The sequence below is a fragment of the Pedobacter quisquiliarum genome, from assembly GCF_014642175.1.
Classification (GTDB): domain Bacteria; phylum Bacteroidota; class Bacteroidia; order Sphingobacteriales; family Sphingobacteriaceae; genus Pedobacter; species Pedobacter quisquiliarum.
The window spans coordinates 302361-326849 of record NZ_BMIL01000002.1 but is presented as its reverse complement, the minus strand read 5'-3'; the positions used below and the strand labels follow the sequence as shown (position 1 = coordinate 326849).

General features: G+C 46.7%; 22 protein-coding genes. 10 read left to right on the top strand and 12 right to left on the bottom strand.

Annotated features, from left to right (window positions below; translation table 11 throughout):
• The first annotated feature begins 4 nt into the window (after positions 1-4).
• Entirely contained in the window at positions 5-1048 is a 1044-nt protein-coding gene (locus IEW69_RS03840) for an HlyD family secretion protein (protein ID WP_188625506.1), read from the top strand.
• 4 nt (positions 1049-1052) lie between these two features.
• On the top strand, positions 1053-2600 hold the full coding sequence (locus tag IEW69_RS03835) for a DHA2 family efflux MFS transporter permease subunit (protein WP_188625505.1): 1548 nt from the start codon (positions 1053-1055) through the stop codon (positions 2598-2600).
• 55 nt (positions 2601-2655) lie between these two features.
• Here the strand turns inward: IEW69_RS03835 and IEW69_RS03830 are convergent, their stop codons facing one another.
• On the bottom strand, positions 2656-2970 hold the full coding sequence (locus IEW69_RS03830; RefSeq protein WP_188625504.1) for a hypothetical protein: 315 nt from the start codon (positions 2968-2970) through the stop codon (positions 2656-2658).
• Positions 2971-3451: 481 nt separating this feature from the next.
• On the opposite strand from IEW69_RS03830, the gene IEW69_RS03825 reads away from it, so the two are divergent.
• Positions 3452-5944 (top strand): phosphoenolpyruvate carboxylase, encoded by a 2493-nt coding sequence (locus tag IEW69_RS03825; RefSeq protein ID WP_188625503.1) that lies wholly within the window; start codon positions 3452-3454, stop codon positions 5942-5944.
• Positions 5945-6036: 92 nt separating this feature from the next.
• On the opposite strand, the gene IEW69_RS03820 is transcribed toward IEW69_RS03825, so the two are convergent.
• The 3 genes from IEW69_RS03820 to IEW69_RS03810 all read right to left on the bottom strand — a co-directional run bounded on the left by IEW69_RS03820 (position 6037) and on the right by IEW69_RS03810 (position 9736).
• Positions 6037-6621 (bottom strand): carboxymuconolactone decarboxylase family protein, encoded by a 585-nt coding sequence (locus IEW69_RS03820; RefSeq protein ID WP_188625502.1) that lies wholly within the window; start codon positions 6619-6621, stop codon positions 6037-6039.
• A 72-nt stretch (positions 6622-6693) separates the two neighbouring features.
• Complete coding sequence (locus IEW69_RS03815; protein ID WP_188625501.1) at positions 6694-7239, bottom strand: peroxiredoxin; 546 nt, start codon at positions 7237-7239, stop codon at positions 6694-6696.
• A gap of 139 nt (positions 7240-7378) precedes the next feature.
• Complete coding sequence (locus tag IEW69_RS03810) at positions 7379-9736, bottom strand: S9 family peptidase (protein WP_188625500.1); 2358 nt, start codon at positions 9734-9736, stop codon at positions 7379-7381.
• A 216-nt stretch (positions 9737-9952) separates the two neighbouring features.
• Between IEW69_RS03810 and IEW69_RS03805 the strand changes: the two genes are divergently transcribed.
• Together IEW69_RS03805 and IEW69_RS03800 are read left to right on the top strand one after the other, a co-directional pair.
• Entirely contained in the window at positions 9953-11683 is a 1731-nt protein-coding gene (locus tag IEW69_RS03805) for an IlvD/Edd family dehydratase (protein ID WP_229663502.1), read from the top strand.
• Positions 11684-11726: 43 nt separating this feature from the next.
• Positions 11727-12488, top strand: a complete 762-nt coding sequence (locus IEW69_RS03800; protein WP_188625499.1) for an SDR family NAD(P)-dependent oxidoreductase — start codon at positions 11727-11729, stop codon at positions 12486-12488.
• A gap of 40 nt (positions 12489-12528) precedes the next feature.
• On the opposite strand, the gene IEW69_RS03795 is transcribed toward IEW69_RS03800, so the two are convergent.
• Positions 12529-12849 (bottom strand): hypothetical protein, encoded by a 321-nt coding sequence (locus tag IEW69_RS03795; protein ID WP_188625498.1) that lies wholly within the window; start codon positions 12847-12849, stop codon positions 12529-12531.
• Positions 12850-13022: 173 nt separating this feature from the next.
• Here IEW69_RS03795 and IEW69_RS03790 point away from each other — a divergent pair, with 173 nt between their 5' ends.
• Both IEW69_RS03790 and IEW69_RS03785 read left to right on the top strand, forming a co-directional pair.
• Entirely contained in the window at positions 13023-13739 is a 717-nt protein-coding gene (locus tag IEW69_RS03790) for a peptidylprolyl isomerase (protein WP_188625497.1), read from the top strand.
• Positions 13740-13758: 19 nt separating this feature from the next.
• Entirely contained in the window at positions 13759-14529 is a 771-nt protein-coding gene (locus IEW69_RS03785) for an exodeoxyribonuclease III (protein WP_188625496.1), read from the top strand.
• 7 nt (positions 14530-14536) lie between these two features.
• Here the strand turns inward: IEW69_RS03785 and IEW69_RS03780 are convergent, their stop codons facing one another.
• The 7 genes from IEW69_RS03780 to IEW69_RS03750 form a co-directional block, all read right to left on the bottom strand.
• On the bottom strand, positions 14537-15112 hold the full coding sequence (locus IEW69_RS03780; protein ID WP_188625495.1) for a 5-formyltetrahydrofolate cyclo-ligase: 576 nt from the start codon (positions 15110-15112) through the stop codon (positions 14537-14539).
• 87 nt (positions 15113-15199) lie between these two features.
• Entirely contained in the window at positions 15200-15760 is a 561-nt protein-coding gene (efp, locus tag IEW69_RS03775; protein WP_188625494.1) for an elongation factor P, read from the bottom strand.
• 151 nt (positions 15761-15911) lie between these two features.
• Complete coding sequence (locus tag IEW69_RS03770) at positions 15912-16532, bottom strand: ABC transporter ATP-binding protein (RefSeq protein WP_188625493.1); 621 nt, start codon at positions 16530-16532, stop codon at positions 15912-15914.
• 13 nt (positions 16533-16545) lie between these two features.
• Positions 16546-17331 (bottom strand): acyl-ACP--UDP-N-acetylglucosamine O-acyltransferase, encoded by a 786-nt coding sequence (gene lpxA / locus IEW69_RS03765; protein WP_188625492.1) that lies wholly within the window; start codon positions 17329-17331, stop codon positions 16546-16548.
• Complete coding sequence (locus IEW69_RS03760; protein WP_188625491.1) at positions 17328-18740, bottom strand: bifunctional UDP-3-O-[3-hydroxymyristoyl] N-acetylglucosamine deacetylase/3-hydroxyacyl-ACP dehydratase; 1413 nt, start codon at positions 18738-18740, stop codon at positions 17328-17330. The genes lpxA and IEW69_RS03760 overlap by 4 nt, the downstream gene beginning before the upstream one ends.
• Positions 18740-19816, bottom strand: a complete 1077-nt coding sequence (gene lpxD, locus IEW69_RS03755) for a UDP-3-O-(3-hydroxymyristoyl)glucosamine N-acyltransferase (protein ID WP_188625490.1) — start codon at positions 19814-19816, stop codon at positions 18740-18742. Before lpxD ends, IEW69_RS03760 begins: the two co-directional genes overlap by 1 nt.
• Positions 19817-19928: 112 nt before the next feature.
• Positions 19929-21152 carry an HD domain-containing protein gene (locus IEW69_RS03750; RefSeq protein ID WP_188625489.1) on the bottom strand — a complete coding sequence of 408 codons (1224 nt, stop codon included), beginning with the start codon at positions 21150-21152 and terminating at the stop codon, positions 19929-19931.
• Positions 21153-21245: 93 nt separating this feature from the next.
• On the opposite strand from IEW69_RS03750, the gene porX reads away from it, so the two are divergent.
• Genes porX through IEW69_RS03735 form a run of 3 tightly spaced genes read left to right on the top strand, consistent with a single transcriptional unit; the run spans position 21246 to position 24489 of the window.
• On the top strand, positions 21246-22799 hold the full coding sequence (gene porX, locus IEW69_RS03745) for a T9SS response regulator signal transducer PorX (RefSeq protein WP_188625488.1): 1554 nt from the start codon (positions 21246-21248) through the stop codon (positions 22797-22799).
• The gene (gene tsaE / locus IEW69_RS03740; protein ID WP_188625487.1) at positions 22800-23216 is read left to right on the top strand and encodes a tRNA (adenosine(37)-N6)-threonylcarbamoyltransferase complex ATPase subunit type 1 TsaE; all 417 of its coding nucleotides are present in this window, start codon (positions 22800-22802) and stop codon (positions 23214-23216) included.
• Between the two features lie 46 nt (positions 23217-23262).
• Entirely contained in the window at positions 23263-24489 is a 1227-nt protein-coding gene (locus IEW69_RS03735) for an alanine dehydrogenase (RefSeq protein ID WP_188625486.1), read from the top strand.

Below are 24489 nucleotides of genomic sequence, written 5' to 3'. Positions count from 1 at the left end.
TAACATGACAACCGAAGTAAAAAAGAAAAGCAAGATCGTACCAATCATATTAGGGGTATTGATCCTTATTGGCGCCATCTTCGGCGTTAAGGAATACTTATATTACAGTACCCACGTGGATACAGATGATGCACAAATTGATGGCGACATCAGTCCTGTGGTTACCCGCGTTGGTGGCTACGTTAACGACATCCTTTTCGAAGAAAATACACGCGTAACCGAAGGTCAGACCCTAGTTAGACTGGACGACCGCGACTATAAAGTGAAACTGGAACAGGCATTGGCTACCCAGAAAGGTGCATCTGCAGGTGTTGGCGTATCGCAGGCACAGATTGCCGCTTCATCTGCCAATACCAGCACGGCAAAAGCGAATATCACCGAAGCACGTGTACGTTTAAACCTGGCGCAAAAAGATTACGAACGCTATGCTAACCTGGTAAAAGACGGTTCAATCACCCAACAACAGTTTGATCAGGCAAAAGCGCAGAAAGAATCTGCAGAAGCAGCATTTCAGGCCGCGACCGACCAGTACAATGCTGTTGTTAAACAAGTGGGTACCACGCAATCGCAACTTGCAGTAAGCAGCTCCAGCGTAAATCAGCGCCAGGCAGATGTAGATTTTGCGAAGCTGCAGCTTTCTTATACAGAAATCAAAGCCCCTGCAACAGGTATCGTTTCCCGTAAAAACATTCAGAAAGGCCAACTGGTACAAGCCGGACAATCCCTATTCTCTATTGTAAATGAAGGCAGCATCTATGTAACTGCGAACTTCAAAGAAACCCAACTTGAAGACATCACACCTGGGTTGAAAGTAAGGGTAGAAGTTGATGCTTATCCAAATGAAGAGGTGATTGGCGAGGTCTATAACTTCTCTCCGATAACCGGGGCGAAAGGCTCCTTACTACCTCCGGACAATGCCACTGGTAACTTCGTAAAAGTTGTACAGCGTGTTCCGGTGAAGATCAAAATTACAAAAGCTTCTAAAGCCATCATGGACAAACTACGTCCCGGCATGAGTGTACAGGTTTCTGTTTCCATAAAAGATTAATATTATGGCCGAACAAGGTTTTAAAAAGTGGATTATTACGTTTACGGTGATCACCGCCTCCTTGCTGGAGCTGATTGATACCACCATCGTGAACGTCGCACTCCCACAAATACAGGGTAACCTGGGTGCCACGCTCGAAGACGTTGCCTGGCTCTCCACCGGTTATGCCGTCGCGAACGTCATCGTGCTGCCCATGTCGGGCTGGCTCGGCTCCCGCTTCGGACGAAAAAACTACTTTCTGTTTTCCATCGTACTTTTCACCATCGCCTCCTTCCTGTGCGGTAACGCAACCGGCCTGGACGAGCTCATCATTTTCCGAATCCTGCAGGGTATCGCAGGGGGTGGACTGATCTCCACAGCGCAGGCCATTCTGATCGAAACCTGGCCAAGGGAAGATATTGGTATTGCTACTGCCCTTTTCGGACTTGGTGCCGTTGTTGGCCCTACTGTAGGTCCAACCATCGGTGGATACATTCTGGACATCAGCTCCTGGCCCTGGATTTTCTACGTAAACATTCCCGTCGGAATCCTCGCCGCATACCTCACCTATACCTTCGTCCGAACGACGCCCAAAGATGGTAAAGGTATGCCGATCGATTGGTGGGGCATCATCTTACTTGCCGTTGCCGTGGGTAGCTTACAGACCGTACTTGAAAAAGGGGAAAGTGAAGACTGGTTTTCTGCAGGATACATCATTGTACTGAGTGTCATGTCGGTACTGGGTATCTTCCTGTTCATCTGGCGCGAAACCACCACAGACCACCCGATTGTGAACTTCAAGATCATGCGCCACCGGAGTTTCGCCGTGGGTATGTTCACCTCGTTCATCCTTGGATTTGGCTTGTACGGCTCCGTGTTCGTGTTCCCGATCTTCTGCCAGAACCTGCTCGGATTCTCCGCTCTACAAACCGGAGAGCTCCTGTTTCCAGGGGGACTGTGTACCATCGTTATGATGCCATTCATCGGGATCATGCTTAAAAAAGGGATTCCAGCGCAATTCATGGCGACTGTAGGGATGTTCTTATTCTACGTGTTTTGTATGATGCTGAGCAAGTCGACCCTGCAATCGGGAACCGGCGACTTCTTTTTACCGTTGGTGATCCGTGGTTTTGGTATGGCGCTATTGTTTGTACCACTTACCACGCTGGCCATTCAGGACCTAAAAGGACCGGAGATCGGTCAGGGTTCAGGCTTAAACAACATGATGCGCCAGCTTGGTGGTTCATTCGGTATTGCCGCACTGACCACGCTGATTCACGTACGTCAGGGTTACCACAGGACAAACCTGCTAACCAACGTAAATGAGTACAATCCTGCATTTACGGAGCGCTTTAATGGTTTTATCCAGAACTTCATGGGTAAAGGATATGGTTATATGGACTCGAAGATGCTTGCAACAAAAGCATTGGAGGGTACCATCATGAAGCAAACCTTACTGCTTACTTATAATGATGCCTATTGGGTTGCCGGCATGATCATGCTCTGCTCCATCCCACTACTGTATCTGCAGAAGTTCAAAAAGAATGTGGACATCCCGGTGGATGTACACTAACAACGTTAATGGTGTTAATAATAAAAAAGAGATGAGTTTAGCCTCATCTCTTTTTTTATTTCCGTTTATATATGCGGATCATCTTGATGTTTGAAGTGCTCAGCGAATCTCTGATGGTATTCACCAGCTGCAGAGAATCTTTTGGAACGCGTGCAAAAGCAGCGGCGTCACTCTCAAATATGCGGTTGTCTACCACAATCAGGTATTCTTCTTTCACCGCAGTGCTGATCAACTTTTGACGTGGCACGGTCACCATTTTCCGCTTCTCCCCTTTGGCTTCTATCCAGTCTTTTTTCACCGCGGGCCGTTGCTGCGCATGTAAATAACTCCCCAACATCGAAAAGAACACGAGCAGTACGATTTTTTTCATAATCAAATATCCATAAACTGCGGCACTGTTCAAATAGCAAAACATAGACAGCAGGATAAAAGATTATTCGCATACCAAGGCTGGGTTGGCGGGCCACAGGGAGCCAGCAAGGGGTTCACCAGGCCAGGGCCCTGTTAACCCCCTGTATGCCCCCTGTGGAGACCCTGTCGGGACCCTGTATGCTGCGCCTCTGTATACCGGTTTTTAATAGTTTGTTCAGCCTCTGTAAAGCAGCAAGGAAAAATTCCGGCACAAAAAAAAGCCGCTGAAATCAGCGGCCTTTTTTTCCCAAAAAATTAACAATTAACACAATAAATCTGATGGTCTTGCAGACATCAATTACTACTATTTGTTGTAAGATTTAATAACCTTGTGGTAGCAAGATATAAACTTTTAATATTTCTTCAAAATTTTTGTTTCCGCATTTTCGCGCTTTTTACCTTAAAATACCTAGCTTAAGGGCTCCTAATGACCTAAAACTATGACCTATAAACCAAAAATCAGTGGGCAAAAAGAAGCGATATTTTCCAATGATGTCGTGTCCAGATTTGAACTTTATAACAGCTTATTTCTCACGCTTCCCTTCTACAAAATCAAAGATACCGGAACGCTATTGCCGCTGTTTATCAAACATTGCGAGGACGGTGTGAAGCAACATCAAAACCCAACCGAGATTATCAATAGCTTTTTTGAAAAGTTCAGCAAACAGGAAGATGCAAATGAAGTAATTGACCTACTCTTCCGTTTTATCCAATACATCGAGCGCCAGGTGGTGCTTTTCGATGCTGTTGAAGATGCCTCTTTTAAAAAGCTGAATACGCCAGACGACCAGAGCTCGCTGCACTCCTATTTATCTAAGGGAATAGACAATAAGATCCTGCAAACCAAGGTAGAAGCGCTGATTGAAGAGTTTTCCCTACGACTGGTTTTAACGGCTCACCCTACACAATTTTATCCTGGCAGTGTATTGTCGATCATCACGGATCTGACCACCGCACTTAAGGTAAACGACATTTCCACGATCAATCAGCTTTTACAGCAACTCGGTAAAACACCTTTCTTTAATAAGAAATCGCCGAGCCCTGTTGATGAGGCATTAAGCCTGGCCTGGTTCCTGGAAAACGTCTTCTATTTCGCCGCAGCGAATATTCAGGCAGACATTGATGAAACCCTGGCGGAATTTAACATCCCTTCGAAGAAGGTCATTGAGCTTGGCTTCTGGCCGGGAGGCGACCGGGACGGGAACCCGAATGTGCATGCAGATTCGACCTTACAGGTATCGAAAATGCTCCGCCAGATTCTTTTCCGCTGTTACTACCGCGATTTCAGAAACTTAAAACGCCGCATTACCTTCCGCGGTGTGGAAGATACAATCGCTAAGATTCAGGACGTGCTTTATAAAAATGCTTTCGATACCAGCATTGAAGCCGAAAACATCAGTGAAGATTTAAAAGCGCAGCTGGAAGAGATCCGGAATACGCTGATCACCTCACATGACGGCCTGTTCGTTGACGTGGTGGATGATCTGATCCGTAAGGTTCACCTTTATGGTTGTCATTTTGCCTCTCTGGATATTCGTCAGGACAGTAGAATTCTGCGTAAAGCGCATGCTTATTGCATGGACCGCACAATAGAAGCAGATGCATTGACGGTAGATACACTTAGCACCATTGGTGAGATCAAGCAAATTCAGCAGAGTAACGGCGCGTTGGCCTGCCACCGTTTTATCATCAGTAATTGTCAGCGTGCAACAGATATCCTGCAGCTTACCGACCTGTTCCTGTTTAACGGCTGGACGGAAGAAGATCTGAGTATGGACTTCGTGCCGCTGTTTGAAACGGTGGACGACCTTGCGGTTGCTGGTGAGATCATGGAGACCTTATACACGCACCCTTTCTACAAAAGGCATCTGGAACGCCGCGGCAATAAGCAGGACATTATGCTGGGCTTTTCAGACAGCACCAAGGATGGTGGCTACCTGATGGCGAACTGGTCCATTTTCAATGCGAAAGTTGCACTAACAGAAGTATCCAACAAACACAACATACAGCTGGCCTTTTTCGACGGCCGGGGCGGCCCTCCAGCAAGAGGTGGTGGTAAAACACACCGTTTCTATGCTTCAATGGGTAAGGAGATCGCAAATAAGAATATACAACTGACCATTCAGGGGCAGACCATTAGCTCACAGTATGGTTCCATTCCAAGTGCGGAGTTCAACATTGAGCAACTGATCAATGCCGGCATTTCCGCGGGCATCCGGGAAAAGCACAACATCCTGCTGGATCCGCTACATAAAAATGTGCTGGATAACATGGCGAAAGACAGCTACGATGCCTACGTTTCGCTGCGTAAGGATCCCCTGTTTTTAAGCTATCTGGAGAAGTTTTCACCGCTAACCCTGCTCTCCAAGATCACGATCAGTTCACGTCCGGTAAAGCGTAATTCCGGTAAGAAGTTAGAACTTGAAGATTTACGTGCCATTAGTTTTGTAACCTCCTGGAGCCAGTTGAAGCAGAACATCCCGGGCTTTTATGGGATTGGTACGGCATTGAAGAATCAGGAAGAACAAGGCAATTGGGATAAGGTACACAAGACCTACCAGGAGTCTGGTTATTTCAAGACGATCATCGAAAACTGTATGATGTCCATGAGCAAAACCGACTTCTCGATTACCGCGCATTTTGCGGAGGACCCGGAGTTTGGCGGTTTCTGGAAGATGTTACATGCGGAATACGAGCTTTCTAAGGCGATGTTATTAAAACTCGCGGATCAGGAAGCGTTGATGGAGAATTATCCGGTAGAGAAGCGCTCTATCGCCGTAAGGGAGAAGATTGTACTGCCATTGGTACTCATTCAGCATTATGCAATGGCCATGCTACAGCAACAGCCTGATGAAGAAGCACAGCAATCTTACGAGAAGCTGGCCATACGAACCGTTTACGGTATTGTTAACGCCGGCAGGAATCTCGCCTAAGCGTTTCATTTTTGATATAAAAAATAAAAGCTGCCCTGGTGGGGGCAGCTTTTAGCATATAATCATTAACCATTTACATGGGGTAGTACAATTTAGTAGATCACTTTACCTGTTGCAGTGATGATTGAAGCGATACGTACCGCATCAAACACACGCTCTTCGGTTGATCCTAAAGCAAGGATGGATTTCTCATGTGCATTAACACACATTTCGCAACCATTTACTGCTGAAACCGCGATGCTCATCAATTCGAAGAACTCTTTTCCGGTAACCGGGCTGCTCATCAATTGCATGCGTACACGTGCGGGAATCTGGGTATATTTTTCTTTGCCGGTGAAGTGACGGAAACGGTAGAACACGTTGTTTAAAGCCAATAAAGACGCACAACCTGCTGCTTCTGCAATTTCTTCAGCAGTAGCACCTTTATCTGTAGCGTGTTTCTCCAGGAAGTTGATTAAAACGGCGTTGTTGTTGTTTACAGCGATGCTTAAAGCCACTAGCGCACATTCTTTCTCCGATAAATGAGAAGAGGTTAGCGTGCTGGTGAAGTTTAATTTAAGGTCACGTACATATCTGGAATTGCCTTTTTCAAGCAGGCTTAAACTTTCATTTCTATAGGTTGCATCCAAGCCAACGATGGCTAAAACTTCCTGAATAACTTCTGTATTTTCGCTCATGATATTTAAATAGTGGGGTATAAAAAATCCCTGCAAAATGCATTTACAGGGATAATATTGTTGTTGTGAAAATTAAACTACAAGAGTTTCCTGACCTTTTTCCCAGTTACAAGGACAAAGTTCGTCAGTTTGCAAAGCATCAAGTACTCTTAATACTTCTTTTACGTTACGGCCTACGCTTAAATCGTTAGCACTTACCCAACGGATGATACCTTGTGGGTCAATGATGAACGTTGCGCGGTAAGCAATACCTTCAACCGGCTCCAAAATATCTAAAGCTTGTGCTAAAGACTTAGAAGTATCAGCAAGCATTGGGAATTTTAAGCCACGAAGATCATCATGGTTGTTTCTCCATGCCAAGTGAACGTTTTCTGAGTCAGTTGAAGCACCGATTAATTTGGTATCACGGTCACGGAATTCGCTGTAGTTTGCGTTGAATTCTGCAATTTCAGTAGGACAAACAAAAGTAAAGTCTTTTGGCCACCAGAACATGCAAGTCCACTCGTTGTTATCATTGATGAAAGAATCTGAAGTAATGGTTTCGAATTCTTTACCTTTTTCTAGACTTACAACGGCAATTTTAGAGAAAGAAGGAAATTGTTCACCTAAGTTGATCATAATTATATTCGTTTTTTTATGCCGCAAAGGTAGGGCTCTGCGGCATCAATCACAATACAAAACGGGTTATTATACATCGTTATTCTCTATGGCTATATAGAGGATAACTATACATGTAATAAACTGAATTAGATGTTTCCTATGGTGTTTTCAAGGTTGTTTCAAACAGTTTGTAGATCCGCTTGTACTCATCGGTCCAGCTGCTTGGCGTGGTAAAACCATGATCCTCAACCGGGTATACAGCAAGTTCCCAGTTATTTTTTCCAAGTTCAATCAGCTTTTGCGACAGTCGTACGATGTCCTGAAAGTGCACATTTACATCTACCATACCGTGACACATCAGCAAATTGCCTTTTAATCCTTGTGCAAAGTTTATTGGTGAGCTGCGTTGGTAAGCAATTTCATCGTTAAAAGGCTCATTCAGGATGTTGGCGGTATAGCCCTGGTTATAATGCGCCCAGTCAGTCACGGATCTTAATCCAGCGCCGCTTTTAAATACATCAGGTTCATTGAAAAGCGCCATCAGGGTGATAAAGCCCCCGTAAGAACCACCATAGATGCCTACACGCTTTGGATCTACGCCATACTTGTCGACCAGCAGTTTTACGCCATCCACGTGGTCAGAAAGATCCTTTCCACCCATGTGCCTGTAAATTCCGGTACGGTGATTTCTGCCGTAACCCGCACTTCCGGTGTAATCAATATCGATTACCGTATAGCCATTGTCTGCAAGCAAGTTGTGGAACATGTACTCCCTTGAATACTGGCTCCACCAGTAGTGGACGTTTTGCAGGTAACCAGCGCCATGTACAAACACGACTGCGGGGTTGTTTTTACCGCCGTTCTTCGCCGGATAGATCCTGGCATACACATCATCACCATGGCGGTTTTTGTAAGCCACCACTTCCGGCTGGCGCCATGCGTAGGACTTAAATTCCGCGGATCTGGATTCGGTGATCTGCACCGCCTTTGCGCCTGGTTTATTTGGCTGCAGATAAAGCTCCCATGGTTTGTCCATATACGAGTAGTTGATGGCAATCCACTTCTCATCTGGCGACATGGTGATCTGGTTGCCACCTTTCATGCTGGTGATTTGGGTTGGTTTACCACCGGTTACCGGGATGCTGTAGAAGTGGGTGATGCCCGGATGGGCCATGTTTCCGCTGAAGTAGAAGGTCTTTTTGTCTTTAGACAAGTTCAGGCTTTGCACCTCCCATTTGCCGCTGGTCAGCTGTTTTTTCGTGCCTGCAGTCAGGTCGGCAACGTAAACGTGCGAGTAACCACTGGCTTCGCTTTGGAAATAGATCTTTTGAGGGTCGATAAAGCCCATGTTGGCGATGTAAGAGCTGATACCAGGACCGGCAATCCAGGCTTCATCACGCTGACGGTCCACAACACTGAAACGACCTGTACTGGCATCTAGCTTGAGGATCCAGAGATCTTTGTTGTCGAGCGCCTTTGCCGTTAGCACCGCTGCAGTTGCATCTGCATTCCAGATGACCGGTGTAAAGCGAACCTTGCGATCCTCGTTCTTTTTGCGACGTTCTTCCAGTTGCTTCGGATAGTCTTTTACATAATCTGGCAGGTCTTTGATGCCGGTCAGGTTGCTTACAGACACCCGGTACGCGGAGTCCCGCTGTTTATCGTAGATGTAGAACTCGTAAGATGCAGCTAGCTCCCCTACTTTGGTGCGTCCATTGATATCTTCCGTATAGCCAGATTTCGTGACAAAATTCGGGATGATGGTGTTGGTATTGCCTTTAGGCATGGTCACGAGCTGGTAGGTGACAAAGCGGCCTTCCGGGCTCAGTGACAGGCCATTGATGGACTTATTTTCCAGGTAAATTGGTTTTATGGTCTGTTTAGCTGCTGGCCGGCCGGGTCTTCTACCTGCCGATGCGGTATTCTCTTTCAGCACATCGAATAAACTTGTCTGCTGATTTTTCAGCCAGGTGTCTTGCGGAGACGGTGCTGCTTTGTTCGCTGCTGGCTTAGGGCCGGGCATAAAGTTGCTGAGCTGCGTAAGGCTCAGGGTATTTGGATCGAGCGTAAAGAAATTTCCACCTTTTATGAAATAGATCGCGCCGTTGATCAGAAAGCCTGGATTACTCTCGCGCTCAAGTGTATTCGTTAGGCGTGTTTTCTTCTTTGTCTTTGCATTGAGCAGATAAATGTCGCCTTCCTGCTCTGCAACACCTAAAGTTCCTTTTTGGTTAAAAGTAAATACCGGCCCAATGGATTTCTCTGTCGTAGAATCGGCGGAACGTTCCGGTTTGATCTTACCGACCTGTATGCGGAAAAGTTCTTCCTTGGCTTTTTGCTGCGGATTCCAGTCGAAATACAGGGATTTGCTATCATCTGCCCAACGGTAATTGCTGGGTGCAACGCCGATCCATTTCTGGTCGCGCATAATTTTCTCGACTGTCAGTGTGCTGGTTTGCTGTGCATGTACAGCGGCCGCAGTACACAGTAGCAAGGCGGTAAGAATTCTTTTCATGAAGGACTAAGGTTTAAAGCTGCTGCAAGATAAAAGAAAATGGTATAGCTGTTTAGCCACAATCTCTTTACGATACGGCAATCCAGCGTTTGTTTTATTAGATTTAGTTCAGAACCAATGTAAACTGTATCGCAGCGGTATCTGCTGGCCTTCCGCCAGGCGGAGATCCTGCATGCATATGAGTACGAGAAAAAGCCACATTTAAAATGTTGGCTCATGTCAAGGAAATTTATGGACGAGCAAAAACTAAGAAGTCAGGGCTGGTTTGGCCGCAAAGGCAAGGATGGATTTATTTACCGTGCCTGGATGAAAAAGCAGGGTATTCCGGCGCATGCCTTTGATGGCAGGCCCATCATCGGGATCTGCAATACCTGGTCGGAACTTACGCCATGTAATTCGCACTTCCGGGAGCTCGCAGAACACGTGAAACGCGGCGTTTATGAAGCTGGTGGCTACCCTGTGGAATTTCCGGTGCTTTCCTTAGGGGAAACGCTGATGAAGCCTACGGCGATGCTGTTCCGCAACCTGGCTTCGATGGATGTGGAGGAGGCCATCCGGGCCAATCCGCTGGACGGCGTTGTGCTGCTCTGCGGCTGCGATAAAACGACACCTTCGCTGGTGATGGGTGCCTGCAGCGTAGACCTGCCCACGATCGTTGTCTCCGGTGGGCCTATGCTTACGGGGCGGCACCGTGGGAAGCGCATCAGTACATCCGACATCTGGCGGTTTTCAGAAGCACAGCGTGCCGGGCACATGGACGATATGGAAATGACGCTTGCCGAAGCCGGTATGTGCCGCAGTGACGGACATTGTGCAGTAATGGGTACGGCCTCGACGATGGCCTGTATGGTCGAGGCGCTTGGCATCTCTTTGCCGGGCAATGCTGCGATTCCTGCACCCGATGCAGCCCGGAAAATCATTGCACAGCAGTCCGGATCGGAGATCGTCAAGATGGTTAAGGCGGATCGTAAGCTGTCGGACATCCTGACCCCTGCAGCATTCGAGAATGCGATTATGGTGAATGCAGCTATTGGTGGATCGACCAATTTCGTTATTCACCTGCTCGCCATTGCGGGCCGCATAGGTGTACCGCTGGCTTTAGAAGACCTCGATCGATTATCGGCGTCCATTCCTTTGATTGCCAACTTGCAACCCTCGGGGAGCTATTTCATGGAAGATTTATACTATGCTGGTGGTTTGCCGGCCATCATCAATAAGCTGTTGCCGCAGCTGCATAAGGAATGTATCGGTGCAAACGGGAGGACGGTTGCCGAGAATTTTGGCACGGCCGACTGCTACGATCCGGATATTATTACCAGCACAGATAAACCGTTCAGCACCATGTCAGGCGTGATTGTCCTTAAGGGCAACTTATGTGAGCAGGGTGCGGTGATTAAGCCATCAGCGGCATCCGCGCAGCTGATGAAACATACGGGGAAGGCGGTGGTGTTTGAAGATATTGAGGACTACAATGCGCGGATTGATGATCCGGCGCTGGAGGTAGACGAAACCAGCTTGCTGGTGCTAAAAAATGTTGGGCCGAAAGGATATCCCGGGATGCCGGAGGTGGGCAACATGGGACTGCCGGCTAAGCTCCTGGCGAAGGGCGTGACAGACATGATACGGATTTCTGATGGGCGCATGAGCGGAACCGGGTTCGGCACCGTGGTTTTGCATGTGGCACCAGAAGCGGCAGAAGGCGGTACGCTGGCGATTGTACGTAGTGGAGATGAAATTACGCTGGATGTAAGGGGCCGGTTGCTGCATTTGCATGTTTCTGATGAAGAGATTGCGGCACGTAAGAAAGCACTGCCTCCAGCGCAGCCAATCGCAGCAAGAGGTTACGTGCGATTGTACCAGTCGCACGTGCAAGGCGCGCATCTGGGTGCGGACCTGGACTTCCTTCGCGGGGGATCCGGCAGTGAAGTGACCAGGGATTCCCATTGACGGGTTTAATGAATTTTTGAGTAGCGCAGATGAATAAATAAGTATGATGAGGTTAGATGAAAAAGTAGCAATTGTAACGGGTGCAGGACAAGGGATAGGACTGGAAATTTGCAGGCAGCTTGTCGCTGCCGGAGCGAAGGTCATTTTGAATGATGCGGATGCGGCGCTTGCTTCTGCAGCCGCAGAAACCATTGCTGGCAATGGAGGCATTTGCCTGGCGGTGTCTGGTGATTCCAGCGACAGCAAGGTCATACAGGCCTTGGTAGATACTGCGGTGCAGGTGTATGGGCGACTGGATATCGCGATTGCAAATGCAGGCATAACACTCTTTGGCGATTTTTTCAGCTACAGCCCGGAAGCTTTTTCCCGGGTGATGGAGGTAAACCTGAGCGGCAGCTTCTTTCTTGCGCAGGCAGCAGCAAAGCAAATGGTTGCACAGGCAAGTGGCGGCAGGTTGCTGTTTATGTCGTCGGTTACGGGCCATCAGGCGCACAAGAACCTTGCTGCGTATGGCATGAGTAAAGCAGCGCTGGAGATGCTGGCGAGGAACCTGGTGATCGAACTTTCGCAGTATGGTATTACGGTGAACTGCATCGCCCCTGGCGCAACAGCGACAGAACGCACACTCTCTGACCCGGATTATGAGAAGATCTGGGCGGAGATTACCCCCATGGGTCGCGCAGCAACGGTGCAGGACATTGCCAATACGGCTTTATTCCTGGTATCCGATGAAGCATCGCAAATTACCGGGCAAACGATCCTGGTGGATGGCGGCTGGTCCGCAGTGAGTCCTAATCCGTACTAAATGCAGGATGCGTAATTGATGATGAAGGTCTTGTGGTGGCTTAATGCAGCAACCTCGGCAGGAATTCTGCCAGGTATTGGGAGATGATCGGCGTCAGCATTTGTTTGATGCCTAAATCTGGCAAGGTGGAGCGGGACCCATGTTGATCGCCGGGTACGTTTTCCGCAGTCGCAGAATTTTGGTTTGATGGGAAGGCCGCTGCTGTATTGCTTGCCTCCGTTGTATTGATGATTTTGGTCGAACTGGCAGAATCAATAAGCGCTTTTTCTACGCTGGAGACGTGCAAGTTAAGCCCAATGCCGATGAGCCCAATAAGGCACAGCATGCTTAATCCTTTTGCTATCTTCCGCGTTGTTGTCATTGTGATCAAAAATAATAAATTTCTTGAAACAAAAAGGATTTTTGTACATAAAGTACTATGATCGAAGCATTTCTATGCCTAAAGAAAAACCTTTACCTTAGCAATTACATATTTTTAAGAAATTAGCGCCATTCAGCGTCGAAGCTGCTGCTTCAAATACCCACAAATTGACCATGAAAAATCTTTTTCTACTATTTCTATTGTGCCTGAGTCTGGGCAGCTATGCCGCAAAGCCAAAACACCAGTATGTACGGATCAGCACCAGCAAAGGTGAATGCATCATTATGCTGTACAATCAGACGCCTTTACACCGCGACAACTTTCTGAAACTGGCCAAAGAGAAGTTCTACAATGGGACTTTGTTCCACCGGGTAATTCAGAATTTCATGATTCAAGGTGGTGATCCGGATTCCAGAGCGGCCGTAAGTGGTGCTGCGCTTGGTGAAGGAGATGTTGGTTATACCGTTCCTGCAGAATTCAGGGACAGCCTTTTTCATAAGAAAGGGGTGCTTGCTGCCGCGCGAGATAACAATCCAGAGAAGGCTTCAAGTGGTTGTCAGTTTTACATTGTGCAGGGTAAAACCTATACCGACGAGCAGCTGGATGCAATAGAGACCAAAAGGCTGCAATTTAAGCTCCCTGCGGCACACCGCGCAATCTACAAGACGCTTGGTGGCTCTCCACATCTGGACCGCAACTACACGGCTTTTGGTGAGGTGGTAAAAGGTTTGGAGCTGGTGGACAGCATTGCCGTTGTTAAGACGGACGAAAAAGACCGCCCGGTAGCAGATGTGAAAATGGAAGTCAGCATCCTGAAGCGCCGTCATGCGCGCAAGCTGGAGAAAGCGCTGAAAGCCACCGCTCCGATGCTGGTGAACAAAGATTATTAATGATAACGATTCCCAAGAAATGAAGATTATATCCTATAACGTGAACGGCATACGCTCGGCTTCCACCAAGAACTTCTTTGGCTGGTTGCAGGCGACGGATGCAGACATGGTTTGTTTGCAGGAGGTGAAAGCGATGCCCGAGCAGATCCCTGAAATTATTGCACTGATAGAACAGCTGGGTTACCACCACTACTGGTTCCCTGCAGAGAAGAAGGGTTATAGCGGCGTGGCGATTCTAACCCGCATTAAGCCATTGCATGTAGAGTATGGCTGTGGAGAGGAATGGATTGACCGTGAGGGGCGCATCCTAAGGGCTGATTTCGAGGATTTCTCCTTAATGAGCCTGTACATGCCTTCCGGTTCCAGCGGCGATGAGCGCCAGGTTAAGAAGTATGCGTTCATGAAGTTCTTTGATGGCTACATCGATGAACTTCGCCAGGCCTACCCGAACCTGATCATCTCTGGCGATTACAACATCTGCCATACACCGATCGACATTCACAACCCGAAGTCGAACGCGAACTCCTCCGGCTTTCTGCCGGAAGAACGGGAGTGGATGGATCTGTTTCTGAAAAGGGGCTTTATAGACACTTTCAGGCACTTTACCAAAGATCCCCATCATTATACCTGGTGGAGCTTCCGGGCGGGTTCCAGAGGCAAGAATTTAGGTTGGCGCATTGACTACCATCTTGCAACAGAACCGATGTTGCCACGCTTGAAGAAGGTGAGCATCTTGCCAGATGCGGTGCATTCCGACCACTGCCCGGTTCTGCTGGAATTAAACGTCTAAATCCCTTTTATGCTTCAGGCAGGCGGAAATCATAAAGCTTGCCTGGAGTTATACATAGATCTAGTTTGAGGTCATGTTCATTTACATCCTCGATGTTTTCTGAGACGTCGAATAAGGATAACCCCACTTTTAGCGTATCCATGCCCTGCAGGAAACGGTCGTAAAACCCTTTCCCATAACCTGCGCGATAGCCTCTGCTGTCGAAAGCAAGCAAGGGTAAGATCACCATATCAATATCCCCTTTGTGCTCCTCCCCTTGTTGTGGCTCGAGAATATTAAATGCATTTTTCTGAAGTTCTTTATGGTCGCCCAACACATGGTGCGTCATCAGGAAGGTACTGAAGTCTGACTTTGGTACGATGATTTTAATGTCGGGATGGTGTGCCCGCAGCCATTCTATCAGCAGAAAAGTGTCAGGTTCATTCTTTTCCTGAATGGGTAGGAAAATATGGAGCACCTTTACACCGTTGAAATTGAGCCTGGAAAATTGTGTAAGGAGTTGATTGGAAAGGGATTGAATGGCCTCCGCATCGAGCTGCGCCCTCAGCAGATTGGCTTGTTTCCGGAGTGCTGATTTTTTCATTTACAAACATATATAAAAAAAGATGGCTTCGGGAACCACTCCGAAGCCACAATCAACCTAAACCTAAAACTAAACTATGAAAAATCTTTATTTTACTCTTTCTATGTAATCCCCTGTACGTGTATCAACCTTCACTTTATCGCCCTGGTTGACAAACATTGGGACTTTAATTTCTACGCCTGTTTCAACGGTTGCATATTTCAATGCGTTTGTTGAAGTATCCCCTTTAACGGCGGGTTCCGTGTATGTGATCTCTAATTCAACATGAGCTGGTGTCTGTGCCATAATCGGCTCGTCACTCTCAAATGCGATAATCACATTCATGCCTTCTTTTAAGAACTTTACCGCATCTCCGAAAAGAATCTTTGGTATGTTAAACTGCTCAAAAGAACTGTTGTCCATGACAACCAAAAAGTCGCCATCTTCATATAAATATTGGTAGTCATTCGTTTCAACACGGCAAATGGTCACCTCTTCATCTGTACGAAATCTGTACTCAACCAGTTTTCCAGTTTTAACATTTCTCATTCTAGCCTGGTAAAAAGCTCTCAGGTTTCCTGGTGTGCGGTGAAGAAACTCTTCTACCTGTACTAACTCACCATTAAAACGAAGAATATTACCACTTTTTACTTCTGATGCTTTTGCCATTGTACTAAAAATCAACCTTATATAATCGACCCTATTTGGTGCCGCAAAGGTAAAGTTATATTACTTACAAAACAATAGTAAATATAAATATTTTAAATAACCAATATTTTCTCGCTTTTTCTCGAAAAACTATACACAAATATAAACTTGTTTACTTATAATCAGTTACTTCTAATAAATGATTACAAAACAAATATTCATTTTGTTGATTGGAGCAGACCAAAACGAGCCTGTCTTTTGAAAATTGCGCGATGAGTTCCTGGTACCAGGCGATGCCCTGAACGTCCAGGTTCGATGTAGGTTCATCGAGGCACAGCAGCGGGGTGTCTGAGCAGGTCGCCAGAATGAGCTTGGTGCGCTGTTTCATCCCGGAGGAGAAGTATTTTAGGGGCTTGTCCTGCGACTTCTTCAAGCCGAGCAGGTTTAGAATTTCCGATTTCTGAATGGCTGGATGAACCTTCTTGAATTTAAAATGGAAGTCGATGGTTTCCTGTAGGGTGAATTCCTCGATGAGATCAAGGTAAGGTGCTGCAAAGCTGAGGTGCTTGTAGACCTGATCTACGGGGATGTTGGTGCCGTCTGCAGCGGTATAGATGATTTCCCCTTCAGAGGGTGACAGGTTGCCTAAGAGCAGGCTTAAAAGGGTTGATTTTCCGGAACCATTAGGGCCGAGTACCGCATAACGGTTAGGCGCTTCAAACAGGTAGTTTACATGCCTGGAAATCCATTCCTGATTGAAGCGCCTTCCAGCGTCTTTTAGTTCGATCCGCATCTAACCTTTAGGGTTAATTTCCGGAGCCATAACCTTTCATCACGCCCCGGTTGGAGTTGCGGATGAAATCAACGATCTCGTCTCTGATTTCCGTCGGTTTAAATTCCGTTTCAATCATATCAAGCGCCTTGGTCACATTGTTATGCTTTACAAAGAGCATCCGGTAAATCTCCTGAATCTCCTGAATTTGTTCTGAAGAGAATCCCCTTCTACGTAGCCCTACGGAATTGATACCTGCATAGGAAAGTGGCTCACGCGCAGCTTTAACGTACGGTGGCACGTCCTTACGCACCAAGGAACCCCCGGTTACGAATGCATGTGATCCTACCTTTACGAACTGGTTTATGGCAACCAATCCTGCCAGCACCACATAATCGCCTATGGTGATGTGACCTGCAAGCGTCGTGCTGTTTGAAAAAATGCAATGATTACCAACCTGGCAATCATGTGCAATGTGCGAATATGCCTGTATCAGGCAGTTGCTGCCTACAACAGTCTTCCATTTATCCTTGGTTCCGCGGTTGATGGTCACACACTCCCTGATGGTCGTATTGTCACCAATTTCGGCGGTCGTCACCTCACCGGCGAACTTCAAATCCTGCGGAATACCAGAGATCACAGAGCCGGGGAAGATCCGGCAGTTTTTACCGATACGTGCACCATCCATGATGACCACATTTGAACCTATCCAGGTTCCTTCACCAATTTCTACGTCTTTGTGTATGACGGCAAAAGGTTCGACCACCACATTGTCGGCAATTTTTGCCTGCGGATGTATATATGCTAACGGTTGTATCATGATGTAGGCTGTGTTTCTTTTACTTTACTGATCTGTGCCATCATTTCTGCTTCTACCACAACCTTCTCTCCGACCATGCCCACGCCTTTCATTTGCGCAATTCCACGCCTGATTGGCTCCATCAGATCACATCTGAATACAATGGTATCGCCAGGGAGCACCTGTGCACGGAATCTAACGTTATCAATTTTCAGGAAGTAAGTCAGGTAGTTTCTTGGATCCGGCACTGTGCTCAGCACCAGGATGCCACCGGTTTGTGCCATTGCTTCAATCTGGATCACCCCAGGCATAACTGGCGCGCCAGGAAAATGCCCTTTGAAGAATTCTTCGTTCATGGTTACGTTTTTCACGCCAACCACGTGCGTTTTTGAAAGCTCAAGAATCTTGTCGATGAACAGGAACGGCTGTCTGTGTGGTAAAATGTCCATGATCTGAACCACGTCGTAAAGTGGTTTAGCACCTGGATCATAAGTATGCTGTACTTTTTTGTTTCTCTCTTTTTTGATGGCTGCTTTAATTTTCTTCGCAAAAGCCACGTTTGCAGCATGACCAGGTCTTGCCGCCATGATATGCCCTTTAAGGTGTACGCCAACAAGCGCAAGGTCACCAATCATGTCCAGCAATTTGTGTCTTGCAGGCTCATTCTGGTAACGCAGCTCCATATTGTTCAGGATTCCCTGTGGTGCAACCTTGATTTCATTACGGTTGAAAAGCTTAGCCAGGTGGTCAAGCTCTTCCGAGGTCACTTCTTTATCTACGATAACGATTGCGTTGTTAAGGTCTCCACCTTTAATCAGGTTGTTGTTCAACTGATATTCCAGTTCATGCAGGAAACAGAAGGTACGGCAGGAAGCGATATCTTTTTTAAACTCCGCAATGCTGGAAATGCCTGCGTGCTGGCTACCCAATACAGGCGAGTTATAATCGATCATACAAGTAAAACGGTAGTCATCCAAAGGCATGGCTACGATTTCAACTTTACGATCAGGTTCTGTATAAGTGATGTTGTGCGGGATCTGGAAGTACTCGCGGTCTTTTTCCTGAAGTACGGTTCCTACACTTTCAAGTGCTTCAACGAACTGAATTGCACTACCGTCCATAATCGGAACCTCAGGACCATCAACTTTCATTAAGATGTTGTCCAGGTCCATCCCCACCAAAGATGCCATTACATGCTCTACCGTGCTGATGCTTGCACCATTCTGCGTTAAAGTTGTACCACGTGCGGTGTCGGTCACGTAATCACAGTCTGCCTCAATAATTGGCTGTTCAGGCAAATCAACACGCTGGAATTTGAATCCATGATTGTCTGGTGCAGGACTAAAAGTTAAAGTCACATTGGCTCCGGTATGTAAACCCACCCCGGTTACGGAGATTTCGCTTTTAATGGTCTTTTGTTTTACGTTCATTATGAAGTCTGTGTAGTGTTACTTTGATCTAATAAAGCTGTTAGTTCGGCTATTTTAGCCTCTAATTTTGAGATGCGCTTTTCGACACTTGGTAATTGTTTAAATATCACAGAGGCCCTCATCCAGTCGCGCAAAGGCTGCGCCGGACTACCATGCCATTGTTTGTTTTCTTCTACGGTGTTGAAGTTAATGCCCGCCTGCGCACCGATCTGGGTTCCTTTTGCAAGGCTTAAGTGACCCGCGATGCCGACCTGTCCACCAATCACAGAATTTCCACCCAGCTTGGTACTGCCGGAAATACCGGACTGTGCAGCCACAACGGTATGTGCGCCCACGTCAACATTGTGTGCAATCTGAATCAGGTTGTCCAGCTTTACGCCTTTACGGATAAAGGTAGAACCCATCGTCGCACGGTCGATCGTGGTATTTGCGCCAATCTCCACATCATCTTCAATTACGACATTTCCGATCTGCGGGATTTTAGAATAGGTGCCATCAGGCTGTGGTGCGAAGCCGAATCCATCACTTCCAACAACGGTGTTGGAATGAATGGTTACCCGGTCGCCCACCTGTGAGCGGTTGTATATTTTTACGCCTGGCTGTATCTGCGTTTTCTCGCCAATAACGGCATCTGCACCGATAAATACTTGTGCGTAAATTTTGGTATCGTCGCCGATAACCACATTTTCTGAAATGTAAGAGAAAGCGCCGATGAATACATTTTTCCCCAGTTTGGCACTAGGATGCACAAAACTCGGCTGCTCAATGCCCGATTTATCATCAGGCAGGTTCAGCATCTCATTGTACTTCTCCAGAAGTATGGAAAAGGCACTATAAGGGTCGGAAACTTTAATTAAAGTTGATGCTATGGGTTGCGCAGGTGTAAAATCTGCACCAACGATGACGATTGATGCTTTAGAGCCGTACAGATAACTCTCATACTTTGGATTTGATAAAAAACACAGCGAACCGGCCTTACCATCCTCAATCTTTGAAAGTTCTCCTACCAGAACGTTTTCATCACCCTCTACGGTTCCATTTAAAAGTTCGCTTATCTGCCGGGCAGTAAATTGCATTTTACAAAGTTAGATGTTAAATTGATATGAACAAATTACCCCCTGTGGTATTTAATCGACGTTCATTGTGACTAAAGACGGAATAATCTGGTTATTTAAATGTTAAATTATGCTAAATGATCCTCGGATAGCACAAAATATGCTTCCTCACCGTTTTATCCAGTGATTCTAAGTTAGATAAATCCGATGCTTTTGCTATATCAATTATCGTACTGTTTTTCAGCAAGATGTTGATGTTTCCTGTTCCGGCATTGTATGCGCGGTTCATAATAACGGCAGTAAATACGAAATACGAACTCTCCGCTTTACTGATGTGGTAAACTGCAGCAGTTGTATCTTTTAGCATATTGATGCGTTCTGCATCGGGTGCATCATTGCTGATCTCTATCCGGTATAGGTTCCGCTCGGTAAGCATCCTGCACAGGGAGGAAAGAATCGGATCGGAATGGCTTGCCCAGACCTTAATGGACGTGAAGATATCCTGGTCATCCAATGCTGTAAATTGTGCCAGATGCATGGGATCCTGAAAGAAGGCTGCTTCAGACACTTCATTGGTCATAAAATGCTTTAAAGCCGGCGAAGCAAACAGGTCCATACCTTTTAGCGATAGTTCACGTGCACGCTCCAGGATTTTCACCAGCAGCTGTTCAGCAGCGATCACCGTTTTGTGCAGGTACACCTGCCAGTACATCAAACGTCTCGAGATAAGGAAGTTTTCAATGGAATAGATGCCTTTTTCTTCGATCACCAGCTCCCCATGATGCACATTGAACATCTTAATGATGCGGTCGAAGCTGATTACGCCTTCAGATACACCTGTGAAAAAGCTATCGCGATTCAGGTAATCCATCCGGTCCAGATCGAGCTGTCCGGAGATCAGCTGATGCAGGAACATCTTGTCGTAATTGCCGGTAAATATCTTGATGGCCAAAGTTAAGCGGCCGTTAAATTCATCATTCAGCCGCTGCATGATCAGCATGGAAATGTCTTCGTGTTTTATGCCATTTACCAGTGAATGTTCCAGCGCATGAGAGAATGGGCCATGCCCGATATCGTGCAGCAGGATGGCGATGGTTGCCGCTTCCTCCTCTTCCACGGTCACCTCATGCCCTTTATCACGCAGTACCTTGATCGCCAGGCTCATTAGATGCATCGCACCCAGCGCATGGTGAAAACGCGTGTGCAGCGCGCCGGGGTACACCAGGTGGGTCATGCCCAACTGCTTAATGTATCTCAGACGTTGAAAATAAGGGTGAGAAATTAAATCAAAGAGTAAGGCTGAAGGTATATTGATAAATCCGTAAACCGGATCATTTATGATTTTCTTCTTGTTCAATATGGGTCATATCGTTTATACGGTACAAAAATTGCTATTTTTATCCATAGTTTGGAAAGAGTAGGTTCTTTTTAGATATTAATTAGATAAATAATGCAGGAAACCAAGATTCTCTGGGCCGATGATGAGATTAACTTATTAAAACCACATATCTTACTGCTAAACGAAAAAGGTTATCATGTTACGACCTTCACCAACGGCAACGATGCCCTGGAAGCGTTTGGCAAAGAACATTTTGATCTGGTATTTCTCGACGAAAACATGCCTGGATTAAGCGGAATAGAAACCCTGTCCGCCATAAAGAATATAAAGAGTGATGTACCCGTTGTACTGATCACCAAGAGTGAAGAAGAAAACCTGATGGAAGATGCCATCGGATCTAAGATCGACGACTACCTGATCAAGCCTGTGAATCCAAAACAGGTGCTTTTAACCATAAAGAAGATTATTGATAACAAACGCCTGGTGAGTGAAAAGACTTCCATGGCCTATCAGCAGGATTTCAGACGCCTGGGCATGACGCTGAATGATAAACTGAGCTACGAAGAGTGGGTGGATGTTTATAAAAAGCTAGTGTTCTGGGAGCTGGAACTGGAAAAACTCGATGATCCGCAGATGCATGAGATTCTGACCATGCAGAAGTCGGAAGCCAACATGCAGTTCTCTAAATTTATCGAAGACAACTACCTGGGCTGGGTAAATGGCAAAGAAAAAGCGCCTTTACTGTCCAATGAACTGCTGAAGAAAAAGGTGTTCCCCCTGATCAATTCTACCACACCAGTGTTTTTCATTCTGATTGACAACCTGCGGTACGATCAATGGAAGATCATCAATCCTTTAATCACCGAATACTTCCGCATGGAAGAAGAAGATACCTATTCCAGTATTTTGCCAACGGCGACGCAGTACGCCAGAAATGCGATCTTCTCCGGCCTGATGCCTTTGGAAATGGAAAAACGTTTCCCTTCCATGTGGCAGAATGATGATGACGAAGGTGGTAAAAACATGTATGAAGCGGCCTTCCTGGAAGATCAGATCAAAAGGAGCCTGCGTAAAGATTGCAAGTTCAGCTATAACAAGATCCTGACCTACGATGATGGTAAGGCACTTACCGAGCAGGTTAATAATCTGATGCAGAACGAGTTCAACGCCATCGTATATAACTTCGTTGACATGTTATCGCATGCCCGTACGGATATGCAGATGATCCGTGAGCTCGCGAATGATGATGCAGCATATCGTTCCCTGACGATGTCCTGGTTCGAACACTCCCCGCTATTGGAGCTGCTGAAGAAGATTTCTCAGAAGCCTGTTAAGTTGGTCATCACAACCGACCATGGTACCATCCGCGTTAAACACCCAAGCAAGGTTATTGGTGATCGTAATACAAACACGAACCTGCGCTATAAGCAGGGCCGTAATTTGAATTACAATGCGAAAGAGGTTTTTCTGATTAAGAATCCGCATGAAGCACAACTGCCGAAGATCAACATCAGCTCCAATTACATTTTTGCAAAAGAAGATCGCTACTTCGTTTACCAGAACAATTACAACCAGTTTGTAAACTACTATAATGAGACCTTCCAACACGGTGGGATCTCTCTTGAAGAAATGGTTATTCCGGTAGCGACATACAGTTCAAGATAAATGGATATTGAAATAAATAGTCAGGAAGATCTTAAATCTGCCGCAGTTCAGCTGCTGGACTTTGCGGGTGATGAAAAGATCTTTCTGTTTGAAGGCGACATGGGTGCCGGCAAAACCACCTTTATCAAGGTGATCTGTGAAGCGCTTGGCGTATCGGACCTGGTTTCAAGCCCAACTTTCTCCATCGTAAATGAATACCTGGCTGGAACCGGTAAGATCTACCATTTCGATTTTTACAGGATCAAAAACATACAGGAGGCTTACGACATCGGCTATGAGGAATACTTCTATTCGGGTGATCTTTGTCTGGTAGAATGGCCGGAACGCATTGCCGCATTACTCCCGGAGCACCACCTGAAAGTGGATATCCAGGTGACCGGCCCGGAACAGCGGATGATCTCGCTATCAAGAATTTAACTTCTTATTGATTAACTTTACGATTCTAAGAACTTAACTACTCAAAATGGCTACTTGTTTAAGAGAAGAAATGGCCTCTATTGCCCAGCAAGGCTTAATACAGCCAAAGGAGACCATGTCAGAGATAAAGGAAAAAAGCAATAGTCTTTATATCGGCATTCCAAAGGAGATCTCTTTTCAGGAGAACCGCATTGCATTGACGCCGCTGTCTGTGGCCCTGCTGGTGAACCATGGCCATAAAGTCGTTATTGAAAGCGGTGCGGGCGACGGCGCTAATTTCTCCGATCACAATTACGCCGAACAGGGTGCCATCATCACCTTCAACAAAAAGGATGTTTTTGATTCCGATATTCTGGTAAAGATTGCGCCACCAACCTTCGAGGAAATTGCCATGATGCATAAAGGGCAGACGCTCCTTTCGGCCCTGCAGATGGGTACCATGAAGATTGAGTACTTGAAAGCACTTTTGGAGAAGAAGATCAACGCATTGAGCTTTGAGCACTTGCGCGATGAAGGAAACAGCCTCAGCGTGGTGCGCGCCATGAGTGAAATCGTGGGTGCCACTTCCATATTCATTGCCGCAGAGTACCTGAGTAACGTGACTGGTGGCAAGGGTTTGATGCTTGGCGGCTTCACCGGTGTACCCCCTACGGAGATCGTAATTCTCGGTGCCGGTACTGTTGGTGAATATGCCGCCAGAACGGCTTTGTCGCTTGGTGCGGAAGTCAAGGTGTTTGACAGTTCCATTTACCGGCTTCGCCGGTTACAGAATAACCTGCATGATCGTGTGTACACCTCCGTGATGCAGCCGATTGTGCTTAACAAGGCTATTACCACTTGCGACGTGGTTATCGGTGCCATCCGCGCCACCAACGGCCGCAGCCCCTGCATTGTCACCGAAGAAACGGTAAGTCGCATGAAGCCAAATTCCGTGGTCATTGATGTCAGCATTGATCAGGGCGGCTGCTTTGAAACCTCTGAAGTAACCAACCACAAGGATCCGGTGTTCCGCAAATATGATGTGATCCATTACTGCGTGCCCAATATCGCGTCCAGGGTACCACGAACCGCTTCTTATGCGCTGACCAACATCTTCACGCCAATCCTGGTGGATATCGGCGAAATGGGCGGCATGGTGAACCTGGCATGGAGCAAACCAGGCATCCGTCAGGCACTATACATATATCAGGGGCATCTGACCAACAAGGACCTTTCAAACAAATTCAATCTGCCATATAAAGACATTGAGCTACTGGTTGTATCCAATCGTTAA

What these genes read in the sequence shown, in the direction of transcription:
- IEW69_RS03840 (WP_188625506.1), top strand. Translation starts at nt 5, where the DNA reads ATGACAACCGAAGTAAAAAAGAAAAGCAAGATCGTACCAATCATATTA.
- IEW69_RS03810 (WP_188625500.1), bottom strand. Translation starts at nt 9,736, where the DNA reads ATGAAAAGAATTCTTACCGCCTTGCTACTGTGTACTGCGGCCGCTGTA.
- tsaE (WP_188625487.1), top strand. Translation starts at nt 22,800, where the DNA reads ATGGATATTGAAATAAATAGTCAGGAAGATCTTAAATCTGCCGCAGTT.
- IEW69_RS03835 (WP_188625505.1), top strand. Translation starts at nt 1,053, where the DNA reads ATGGCCGAACAAGGTTTTAAAAAGTGGATTATTACGTTTACGGTGATC.
- lpxD (WP_188625490.1), bottom strand. Translation starts at nt 19,816, where the DNA reads ATGCAATTTACTGCCCGGCAGATAAGCGAACTTTTAAATGGAACCGTA.
- porX (WP_188625488.1), top strand. Translation starts at nt 21,246, where the DNA reads ATGCAGGAAACCAAGATTCTCTGGGCCGATGATGAGATTAACTTATTA.
- IEW69_RS03805 (WP_229663502.1), top strand. Translation starts at nt 9,953, where the DNA reads ATGTCAAGGAAATTTATGGACGAGCAAAAACTAAGAAGTCAGGGCTGG.
- IEW69_RS03820 (WP_188625502.1), bottom strand. Translation starts at nt 6,621, where the DNA reads ATGAGCGAAAATACAGAAGTTATTCAGGAAGTTTTAGCCATCGTTGGC.
- IEW69_RS03785 (WP_188625496.1), top strand. Translation starts at nt 13,759, where the DNA reads ATGAAGATTATATCCTATAACGTGAACGGCATACGCTCGGCTTCCACC.
- lpxA (WP_188625492.1), bottom strand. Translation starts at nt 17,331, where the DNA reads ATGATACAACCGTTAGCATATATACATCCGCAGGCAAAAATTGCCGAC.
- IEW69_RS03790 (WP_188625497.1), top strand. Translation starts at nt 13,023, where the DNA reads ATGAAAAATCTTTTTCTACTATTTCTATTGTGCCTGAGTCTGGGCAGC.
- efp (WP_188625494.1), bottom strand. Translation starts at nt 15,760, where the DNA reads ATGGCAAAAGCATCAGAAGTAAAAAGTGGTAATATTCTTCGTTTTAAT.
- IEW69_RS03800 (WP_188625499.1), top strand. Translation starts at nt 11,727, where the DNA reads ATGATGAGGTTAGATGAAAAAGTAGCAATTGTAACGGGTGCAGGACAA.
- IEW69_RS03760 (WP_188625491.1), bottom strand. Translation starts at nt 18,740, where the DNA reads ATGAACGTAAAACAAAAGACCATTAAAAGCGAAATCTCCGTAACCGGG.
- IEW69_RS03830 (WP_188625504.1), bottom strand. Translation starts at nt 2,970, where the DNA reads ATGAAAAAAATCGTACTGCTCGTGTTCTTTTCGATGTTGGGGAGTTAT.
- IEW69_RS03795 (WP_188625498.1), bottom strand. Translation starts at nt 12,849, where the DNA reads ATGACAACAACGCGGAAGATAGCAAAAGGATTAAGCATGCTGTGCCTT.
- IEW69_RS03815 (WP_188625501.1), bottom strand. Translation starts at nt 7,239, where the DNA reads ATGATCAACTTAGGTGAACAATTTCCTTCTTTCTCTAAAATTGCCGTT.
- IEW69_RS03825 (WP_188625503.1), top strand. Translation starts at nt 3,452, where the DNA reads ATGACCTATAAACCAAAAATCAGTGGGCAAAAAGAAGCGATATTTTCC.
- IEW69_RS03735 (WP_188625486.1), top strand. Translation starts at nt 23,263, where the DNA reads ATGGCTACTTGTTTAAGAGAAGAAATGGCCTCTATTGCCCAGCAAGGC.
- IEW69_RS03780 (WP_188625495.1), bottom strand. Translation starts at nt 15,112, where the DNA reads ATGAAAAAATCAGCACTCCGGAAACAAGCCAATCTGCTGAGGGCGCAG.
- IEW69_RS03770 (WP_188625493.1), bottom strand. Translation starts at nt 16,532, where the DNA reads ATGCGGATCGAACTAAAAGACGCTGGAAGGCGCTTCAATCAGGAATGG.